Raw genomic sequence first — 9622 nt, forward strand, 5'->3', positions numbered from 1 at the left:
AATCAATAGATGAATGAAACTCGAGAGGCGCGCATCTCAAAAGCCAAAAGAGCATTTGTATCAACGCCGAGTGTTACGAAAATTTTGAGCTACATGGATAGATGTAGGGATTTGTCAGATTTTGAATCCGAGCCAACTTGTATGATGGTCTTTGGTGCATCAGGAGTAGGCAAGACGACGGTTATCAACAAATATTTAAGTCAAAATAATCGGGACTCTAAAGTGCGAGGAGATGTAGTTCCTGTTCTGCATATCGAGTTACCAGACAATGCGAAGCCTGTTGATGCAGCAAGAGAGTTGTTGCTTGAAATGGGTGACCCCTTAGCGCTTTATGATACCGATCTGGCGAGATTGACGCAAAAGCTGACTGACTTGATACCTTTGGTTGGTGTTAAGTTGATCATTATTGATGAATTTCAGCACTTGGTTGAAGAGAGGTCAAATCGGGTCCTCACACAAGTGGGGAACTGGCTCAAGATGATACTCAATAGAGCGAAGTGCCCGATCGTTCTTTTTGGTATGCCGTACTCAAAGGTCGTATTAAGAGCAAATTCACAACTGCATGGAAGGTTCTCAATCCAATTTGAACTTCGACCGTTCAGCTATCAAGGAGGTGAGGGTGTATTCAAGACATTTCTGAGCCATCTTGACAGAGCGCTACCTTTTGAGAAAGAGGTTGGTCTTGCCAATGATGACCTGCAAAAAAAGCTATATGCTTTCTCCCAAGGAAATATGCGGTCATTGAGAAATCTTATTTATCATGCATCAGTAGAAGCAATTGATAACAACCATGACACTATTACAATAGAGGACTTTGTTTTCGCAGCAGAATTAACGAGTGGTGACAAGTTAAGTACATGGACCAATCCTTTTGGAGAGAATGTCAAAATTACAGACCAAATGCTACGTCCTCCACCAAAGGATATTGGGTGGGAGGACTATCTTAAAAGCAAAATACCGAAGTCAAACAAAAAGGGCAGTGGTGGTAATATGTTTGAGTTGTCCTGATTGAGGTACATTTTGTTATAGTACCTGAGAGCTTGCCTAAAACTACTCCTTCTTACCAGGCTCAAATTGGTAGCATTAGTCCTGTGCACTTCCAGCACGGCTACACCCCCCGAAAAGCTTCAATAACTCTTTGGTTGAATCGTGCCAGTTGAATACTTGACTCAAATGAATCGTTGTTTTTGCAATTAGGTGGCTTAGAGGCAGACAAGTCATCACTCCAGTTAAATGAAATCTCTGCTACCGATGCTGGAAAAAGCTGAGGATCTAAAGCCTTCGTTTGGCTTGATTCATCCACGCGAGACGGTTGTGAGTCTGGATATTCGTAGTTTAGGTATAAACAGGTATCCGGAATGTCAGTCTCAATTTCTTCTGCACATCTAATCATGTTCGACTCGGCGAAGGTGTATAACCAAGCTTCCTGATTAGGTGACTCTGTGACACGGAGGATACGACCGAGTACTTGGCGAAAATAGAGCTCTGTTTTAATCTTGGTTAGGTAACAACAGACCTGCAGCCTAGGAATGTCGGTCCCTTCGCTGACCATGCCAACACTAACAATCCAGTTCTTGGAATGGGCCTCTTTGAACTCCTTGATCTTTTCGTGAGAACTTGTATCTCTGTAGCTAACGACTACCGAAGGTTGCGAGTAACTATGAGTTAAGATACTGGCTATTTTATTAGCTTCTTGGATTGAAGACGCCACAATGAGTCCACCGGCGTTTGGGTTTTCTGCTTGAATACTAATGAGCCGGCTAACTGCTTCCCCGATTAGGTGAAGAAGTGCTTGTTGGTCTTTGAGTATTAGGCTGTATGTTACATCACCTTCATTTATTAGCTGATTGATGGTGTTATATGAACGTGAACCCTCGGTCTCGGTCACCTTTACGTCTTCGCAATCGATAAGGGCAATTTTCGGCTTACGACAAACGCCGTCTTGAACTGCTTGAGCGAGTGAGTATCGATAATCACAAATGATTTTTCCTTCGGGATCGGTGTAAGATGCTAACGTAATCGGTGTACTATCAGAGCGCCACGGCGTTCCAGTCAGGGCAAGAGTGAAAGTTGCAGCATGTTGAACGTCTCTTAATAACTGGTAACCCCATGAATTGCAGTTCTGCTCGTTATCACCACTGCAATGATGAATCTCATCAAATATACACAGTACTTTGTATTTTGCTAGGGTGTCCCAAAAACGTTTGGTCACGAACCGTAGTGATTGGTAGGTCATAGAGCAGCCTGTTTCACCAATCGCACCATTGAATGAGCAGTCTAGTAACCTCGAAAATGTCGATTTTATTTCCTCTGCAACGGTCTTTGAGGGAGAAAAGCACAGTACGAAGTCTATTTCCCCTGTGTCGAGCATTTGTTTCGCCAACGTCGCTGCCATAATAGTTTTGCCTGCACCAGGTGTGGCCTGAGTAAGAAAGTGTACGTGGCCTTTTCGGTACTTCGATTTAGCTAGAGTGATGCACTCTACCTGCCACTTTCTTAACACAACGTAGCCTCTTGTTCCGTTACGAGTTTTATTGTGTTTGTCCAAACATTCAGTTTCGCTACCAAAGTTGCAGCCTTCTTAACAGCGTCAGCATGGGAGGTGTGCAACAGATTGTGGAGGCTCTTTGAACGATTCATTAGTAATTTATATTCGTCAATCTCAGCTAGTGTGATTGTGAGGCTAGATTCAATGTCTTTTTTCTCATCTATCAGCTTAAATTTTTCTGAAGTGGCATCACTGGACTTAACATTTTTAGTCCGCTTTGTCTTAACACGCTTTTCTCTTAGAATGAAATTTGCCACGGCAAACATACTTGTTTTTTTGTAGATTTTATTGTGGCGTACACCTTGGCTCTCGAGTAAGCCTTGTTTTTCTAAGCGTTCTAGTTGACGCGCCACATACAGTCTTGCGGTGTCTTTGTTGCTGTAATGCTCAGAATTTTTCGCAATCAGGTTTCTTATTTGAGTTACACGAAACTCGCTCATTGATGGTAGCGAGATGATCTCGTAGATATCACGATTGACTCGAACTTCTTTGGTCATGATCTTTTGTTGTGATTAAAATGAGGATTATAGTCCGTGGTTATGTGTGCATCAAGAGGCGATAGTCTTTCATTTTATGGGCTGATTAAAATGAAAGACTTAGCAAAAAAGTTTGGCGCAAAATTGCGTGGCATAAGACGTGATAGAGGTGTTTCACAAGATCAATTAGCTTTAACAGCTGATATTGACCGAAGTTATATTGGACGGATTGAGCGTGGAGAAGTAAACATCACACTCGAGAAAGCGTATCAGTTAGCAGAAGTTCTTGAGTGTGATGTGAGAGAATTGTTGCCTTGAAAGTCAAACGGCAAAAGGCCTAAAGTATCTACTTATTCAGCAGTAAATTGTTCTTGAACACGAATGAAAGTGGTTCGTTTATTATCAGCTACTTCACAGCAGTTGCAAGGATTATAGTCCTCATTTTGTTCTAAAGCAAACCACAGAATAGTGGTTTGAGGTTGGAAGCAACAGTATTGATATTAAAGAGTCAGCTACCTATTCGGCAGTACACAGTTCTTCATCGAACGATGACAAATAATGGTTATGATCAGCTACCTATTCGGCAGTACACTGGTTGAAGGTGGCTGCGGTACGTTATTACTCATGATCAGCTACCTATTCGGCAGTACACGATCGGCTTGGTATTGCTTGCTGTAGAGGCTTATGATCAGCTACCTATTCGGCAGTACACAGTTACTAACTTAAGAATAGTATGAATTTATCAATCAGTTAGTAAATTTACTGCCAATTAACCTTACTTTTCTCACAGATGTAAAAAGCTATATAGTTCAATGCTTTAAATTTATCGATAAAAATAGGGTTAAATAAAGGGAACTGGTTGATACGAATTGCTTGCATTTGACAGCCCGTAGCTACTGAAAACCAAACTCCCCTCAAAACTTTGTTCTGGTTTCATTTGTATGTTCAACCGAAAGGGGCTGTTTTTACTTTGACTGCTAACCTCGAGAGAGTGATAGTGAGGGACAATAATAGACTCTTCTTGTCTCATCAGAGCTGGATAAAAAGATTCTCCTCTAGCCATTGCGCGCTTTTGAAGGCGCTTCAACTTTCTGACTTGACCGGCGGCAGTGGATTTGTCGATTGATTGATTACGCACGAACAAAACGTATTCGCAATCTTCGGGGATTTTAGCCGTTGCTGAAATATCGAAATAACCAAGCCGTCTCATTTGAATAAAGTAATGGTGCTTCAACAACAAATCGAGCTCAACTTTACTCGTACTGATAAAAGTTAGCTTCTTGCCGACAGTATCTTTACACCAATCAGGGAAAGAAACTCCAATACTTCTCGTATCATACTTGTAATTGAACCCGTGAAGCGTGCTCAAACACTTTGCGGCGAGCACTTCATTGTCACAACGCTCAGGAATGAACGTGACGGTCTTGTAGTACCAATTCATAGTTAATCACCCTTATGCTGAAACATTCCGCCTTTGATGAGGTTTGCAACCAAGTAATGTAGGTCACTGGTAAGTTCTTGGCTCAACTTTCCTGGTGCAGACAAGCGCTCAATATATTGCTCCGCATTTTGAAGAATGGTAAACAAATCTTTCTCTGTTGATGGATGACGATAACAAGTCACATCGCCTTTGTGAGCGCCAAATCGACTAACTCGCAATGGTTCAAGGGCGTTCGGGTACCAATCATCAATTGTTGCAATGGCCGCTCCTACTTTATAAAGACCAATGATTGGAGAGTGTGCGTTTTCAATCTGAGTATTCTGGAATGTTCGAGCCTTGTCCTTGTTGCCTACTTTTTTTGTGATCTTATTTTCTTTTTCAGTAAATGCTTGGCTTGGGTAAATCTCACTATTTGTTGGGAGTACCAGAGTGGCTTTAACTTCAAATATTGCGAGGCCATTCGATTGGCTGAATGCATCAACAACTAACTGACGGATTGCACTCCACTGTTGATGAGCTTCAAATGCTGATTTTTCTGCATAGTTTGCACGTATATCTTCAAATAGAACAGCCTCTTTAGACCACGGCCAAGGGGTTAGCTCAACGTCATAGCGGTATGCTTTTTTTGTATTTTTCCACAGCCAAGAACCATTACAAATGTTGGCTAGATACCTAGTTACTAATTCCTGCCAACCGATTCGCTTCTCATAAAGCTTAATTAGCTTAATGAGAGTATCTTTAACAGCGTTTGAATTGCATTTGTATGGTTTGCGCAACTCAGAGGAGAATGATACGGAGAAGAAGCACTCGATGTGGCTTGCGGCAAAAGGTAAGTTACAAAAATCGACGGTATGCGGATTTCCATGCGCTAGCGTTTCTGCTGTCGCATTATCTTTGATACTCCCGGTTGAATCATAAGCCAATGAAGCAGTTTCCATCTGCCCAAGCACGGTGCGAGAAGTGTATGTTAGAGGCTCTTTTGTACCATCAGGCCAAACAACAAAAAAGCAAACGTCGGAGGGGTTAATGGAGCGTTCATAAGCTAAGTTGGTTGGTAGTTCCATGATAGTTATGCCTCAGTTTGTAATGCGATATGGTTTTGATGGTACTTATAACGCCATAAAATTTTATTGGGGTCTGTCGTGTTCCCAAAAATGATAGGGTTTATGAGCCCAATAATAGGCTCGGAAAATGCGTGCTTATAGCCTCGTAACGCGTCCTTTTTCTCTACTGGTCGCTCTAGCAGATGAAATCCAACGCAAGAGAGGGTTAGCCACCGCTTCTCCCTAACGCTTTTTATCAAGTCATCAAAGCTATTCAGGTGGCCCTTATAGAGTGAGAGCCATTTTCCTGTTTGTATTGGCACATATTTAATGGCGGAAGTTAAGCTGTCGAATGGCTGAATGCTATGAAAGTCTGCAATAGAAATCTTTGTGGCCCCTCGGGCAAGCCGTTTTGGTAGGGCTTTAATAATAGAGTCATTGGGTATGTTTGGCTTATGCGAGAATTTTAGGATAAAGCTAAATGTGAAATCACACTGCCAGTCATCATGTGTTGATGGGGGAGAAATAGTGCTGTTTGCTTTCTCAACAAATTCTTTGGTTAGGCCTCGTTTGTCTAAATGGAACTGATGAATACAGATAGCAAACGACTCAATTTTCGTTGCTGCGTGTAGCTCTCTCAAATTGCGCTCAAATGCATGCATATATCCATAGAATGCTGTTAGTGAGGGAATGCCGATTGTTACAGAAGAGCTCAAAGCTGTTGCTCCAGAGACAGTGATATTGGGTAAGAGCAAAAATAAACCAGAGTTTGAGTTAGGTTCATTGACACGAGGTTGGGGCAATGGGCATTTTAATTCTTGTTTTAGGAGGCTGTGAAACAACCTAGTGAGTTTGGGGACATACGCAAAACGTTTCGTTTCTTTTGCCTGAGAAAGGTCGTAATTAAAGTGTTCTGTTAGTGTTTGTGCATCTATCCCAGCATCTTGTCGAGAAAGCCATGCTCGAATCATAATTAGAATATTGTCGGTTACCAATTTACGTTGTGCCTGTTTTCGATTCTCAGATATCACTAGCCTGTTCAGCTGTAGATAGCCTTTTAAAGATTGAATGCTTTCTCTTGATAGCCAGTGCTCATTGCTGTTGAGTTTGTGGTGATGTGTATTTGAAAAGTTAGGAACAGATGTAAGCATCCTTAAAGCACCACCACATGTCATAGGTAATACTCCCATGTTAGTGCCGCGGCTGTAACGGGTTAATGCTGTATAGCGATACTCAGTTTCTAGCGCTTGATAACAGTGACTTTGCATCGCTTGAGAGGAAACAGGAGATATTGAAATATATGAATCTTCGTCATCTGGCAATGAAAGTTGTGTTAGGTAGTTGCCAGTTAATGTGACGTCAATTTTTTCTTTATCAAAGCTCTGCAACTGCTTAATTACTGCCTTTTTTGTTTTCTTGTAACAGCCTAGTGTCAGCAACTTAGTCCATAAAATATGTGAATCATCTTGTAGAAAGATAGCAAGGCATGAAATTGAATCGTTCCAGCAGAACTCACTTGTAAGGAAAGCGCTTTTATTGACGTACTTTGAATCATGGCTGTAAGCCCAATAGTGTTGTGGCAGCTTAGATGATGACAACAAATGTTCTGGAAGAGAGCCCAAAGTAGATGCTCGAATAACACCGTCTGCTCGAATGTCAGGAAACTTTAGGTTATGGCTTTTAATGTACTCAACAGTGTTCATGCAAAGATCCCACCACTTTTCATCCCGCAGTTTTTCTTTACATTTCGCTCGATCAAGTAGGTTCTTTTGGTTGGCGGTTTTATCGGTTAAGTTAACCAAAATGGTGAGAGCGTCTAACTCCTTTCCATCGATTTTGATATGTGGAGTGAGAGGGCGGAATGCTTGCTTTAATTCCTTGTTCAAATCTTCTGGCTCTGATTGGAGCAACTCTTTCAGGCTCTCCATTCACCACCTCGATACATAAAACGAACGATTAAACTCATCAGTCTGAAATTCAGCTAACCAAAGACAGAAAATGTCACCAAAATAAAACAGGTAATCATTAACCTCTATAGGCGCGTTTGGCTTAGTTTTATGATTTGGCTTTAAGATGCGTTGTTCAACCATTGAGGCTATCTCGTCCAAACTGCAATTAAGGAACACAGTAGCCTCTAGAGCGTTCATACGAAGGTTAGCGATCAAACCACCGTTATCCCATAAATTAGTCTCTACGTGCCGTAGGAGCTCTCCTAGGATGATGTTGTACTGGAGGTTACGCTCTGGTAATCGAATAGCGCTAAAAAAAATGCGTCCCAAAAGATCCTTAACCCGTAATTCTTTTCTTCCAACAATGGCGTGCTCTAGGTTGAATTTGATCTCACCATCGATCATAGAATGAAACGAACTTGGCCAGTTCGAGAAAAATTGGACGAACGAAAGGTGCTCGAACGGACCATTGCTGATATGAAACCACCAATGTACCAAGCCCCAGCGATAGCTTTGAGTGAGGTCAGGTAGATCTTTAGATTCATTACCAGAAAGCCAATTTGCTACAGCAGAGACAGCGTCACTACTGCTCCCACGACTATGTGTAGTTATTGGTTCTTTGCAACTGCCACAAATTCCATTTACCCCCGATGTCCTATAGTCATATTCAGCACCACAGTCACAAGTGCTGACTAACGGTACATCGTGAATGTGGCAATGATCATAACCCTCAAAATGCCAAAGGTAAGAAGCGTAGCCATTTCCCTGTAAGCACAATGGGCAGCAAGGTATGGACTTAGTTCGGAGTAAGCTACGAGGAAAAACCTCAGCACCACGTATAACAGCACTGGTTGAAGGTGAGTATGTTAAGTTTGTTCTGTTTATTGCCAATCCAAGCAGCTTGGGCGGCTCATTAAACGTCAATTGAGCGAGTTTCAGGAATGAGGCGGTTCGCACGCTGGAACTATTTTGGGCTGAGTATGGGTTTATCCGATTTATATCAGTAGGAAAGCTCTTATAGCCATTGTGGTCGATGTCTTGCAGGTAGCGTTTTGTAGCCTCAAGGAAACGATGAACATCATCATATCCATTTTTATTCGCCACACGAATAAAGAAGCTCTCGAGGCTTTCATCGTTGTACGGTTTAGGTCTTTGCAAAAACACAGAGGCTATCTATCCTTGTTGAGTAATCTCTATTGCTCTATATCAAAAAGATAGTATCAAAATGATTACTTGTGCAAGTCTATGGTATAGAATCTTTCTATCAACATGCCATCTTTATTATTATGACGCACGAATCAACAGACAAATTAAATCACGCGCAGCGGGAACGTTTAGCGTTCATCGATTTCTGCCTCGAATACTATGGGGCTGTTGCTAGGGCGGACCTAGTTCAACAATTCCAAACGGGTTTGGCTTCTTGTTCTAGAGATCTCACCCTGTACAGAGAATTGGCACCTGATAATGCTGAGCTAGTACACCAAACCAAGCAGTACGTGCGCACTGATAGTTTCACACCTTTGTTTGCTCATGATGCTGAACAGGCATTGAATCAACTGATGCAAGGGCATGGAACCTCTCTTCAAGGTGACAAGTCTCAAGTGTGCTTTGATGCTGTTCGGTTGACGCAACCGAAGCAAAGCATTGTCGCAGCGTTGATGCGAGCAATTCATAGTAATCAGGCTATCCAATGCAGCTACCATTCACTTTCCTCTGGCGCTGGCAATAGAACCATTGTCCCTCACGCCATCATAAACAATGGTCATCGTTGGCATGTCCGAGCATATGATCGAAAGACGAACAGCTTTCGTGATTTTGTTTGTAGCCGATTTACAAAAGTAGAGAGCTCAGCAACGCCACCCAAAAACGGTGAATCTGCAAGTTACGACAATGCTTGGAATACAGTTCTGCACCTTGAGATTGGTGTTCACCCTCAAATAAAGCATCCAAAGGCTATTGAACTTGATTATGAAATGACCCAAGGACACCTAGGTATTGAAGTTCGCTCTGCGTTGGTGGGATATCTACTCACGCAGTGGAATGTAGACTGCTCGAAAGAGGGCTCCCTGAACGCTTCGCAATATCAGCTGCACTTAAAGAATACAGATGTGTTATCAGGCTTAGAAAGCACACAGCTTTTACCTGGTTTCAACCAATAAGATTAA

The 9622-nt window shown here is 42.1% G+C and carries 9 protein-coding genes; 3 read left to right on the forward strand and 6 right to left on the reverse strand.

All coding sequences use genetic code 11. The features are described 5' to 3' along the window. Positions 1-9 precede the first annotated feature (9 nt). Complete coding sequence (locus AK966_RS17690; protein ID WP_119464620.1) at positions 10-1008, forward strand: TniB family NTP-binding protein; 999 nt, start codon at positions 10-12, stop codon at positions 1006-1008. A gap of 100 nt (positions 1009-1108) precedes the next feature. Here the strand turns inward: AK966_RS17690 and AK966_RS17695 are convergent, their stop codons facing one another. Both AK966_RS17695 and AK966_RS17700 read right to left on the reverse strand, forming a co-directional pair. Beyond that, entirely contained in the window at positions 1109-2503 is a 1395-nt protein-coding gene (locus tag AK966_RS17695) for a DEAD/DEAH box helicase (RefSeq protein ID WP_119464621.1), read from the reverse strand. After that, on the reverse strand, positions 2497-3045 hold the full coding sequence (locus AK966_RS17700) for a hypothetical protein (RefSeq protein ID WP_119464622.1): 549 nt from the start codon (positions 3043-3045) through the stop codon (positions 2497-2499). Before AK966_RS17700 ends, AK966_RS17695 begins: the two co-directional genes overlap by 7 nt. A 90-nt stretch (positions 3046-3135) precedes the next feature. On the opposite strand from AK966_RS17700, the gene AK966_RS17705 reads away from it, so the two are divergent. Next, positions 3136-3342: a helix-turn-helix domain-containing protein gene (locus tag AK966_RS17705; protein ID WP_119464635.1), complete on the forward strand. Its 207-nt coding sequence runs from the start codon at positions 3136-3138 to the stop codon at positions 3340-3342. Between the two features lie 523 nt (positions 3343-3865). Here the strand turns inward: AK966_RS17705 and cas6f are convergent. The 4 genes from cas6f to AK966_RS17725 are packed head-to-tail and all read right to left on the reverse strand — an operon-like array spanning position 3866 to position 8621. Beyond that, on the reverse strand, positions 3866-4465 hold the full coding sequence (gene cas6f / locus AK966_RS17710; RefSeq protein WP_119464623.1) for a type I-F CRISPR-associated endoribonuclease Cas6/Csy4: 600 nt from the start codon (positions 4463-4465) through the stop codon (positions 3866-3868). 2 nt (positions 4466-4467) lie between these two features. Next, positions 4468-5529, reverse strand: a complete 1062-nt coding sequence (gene csy3, locus AK966_RS17715) for a type I-F CRISPR-associated protein Csy3 (protein ID WP_119464624.1) — start codon at positions 5527-5529, stop codon at positions 4468-4470. A gap of 5 nt (positions 5530-5534) precedes the next feature. After that, positions 5535-7436: a type I-F CRISPR-associated protein Csy2 gene (locus tag AK966_RS17720; protein ID WP_119464625.1), complete on the reverse strand. Its 1902-nt coding sequence runs from the start codon at positions 7434-7436 to the stop codon at positions 5535-5537. Further along, positions 7437-8621, reverse strand: a complete 1185-nt coding sequence (locus tag AK966_RS17725) for a TniQ family protein (protein ID WP_119464626.1) — start codon at positions 8619-8621, stop codon at positions 7437-7439. Positions 8622-8692: 71 nt separating this feature from the next. Between AK966_RS17725 and AK966_RS17730 the strand changes: the two genes are divergently transcribed. Further along, positions 8693-9616, forward strand: a complete 924-nt coding sequence (locus AK966_RS17730) for a WYL domain-containing protein (protein WP_259343782.1) — start codon at positions 8693-8695, stop codon at positions 9614-9616. Positions 9617-9622: the final 6 nt, after the last annotated feature.

Origin of the sequence: Vibrio sp. PID23_8, from assembly GCF_003584965.1 — a bacterium.
GTDB lineage: Bacteria > Pseudomonadota > Gammaproteobacteria > Enterobacterales > Vibrionaceae > Vibrio.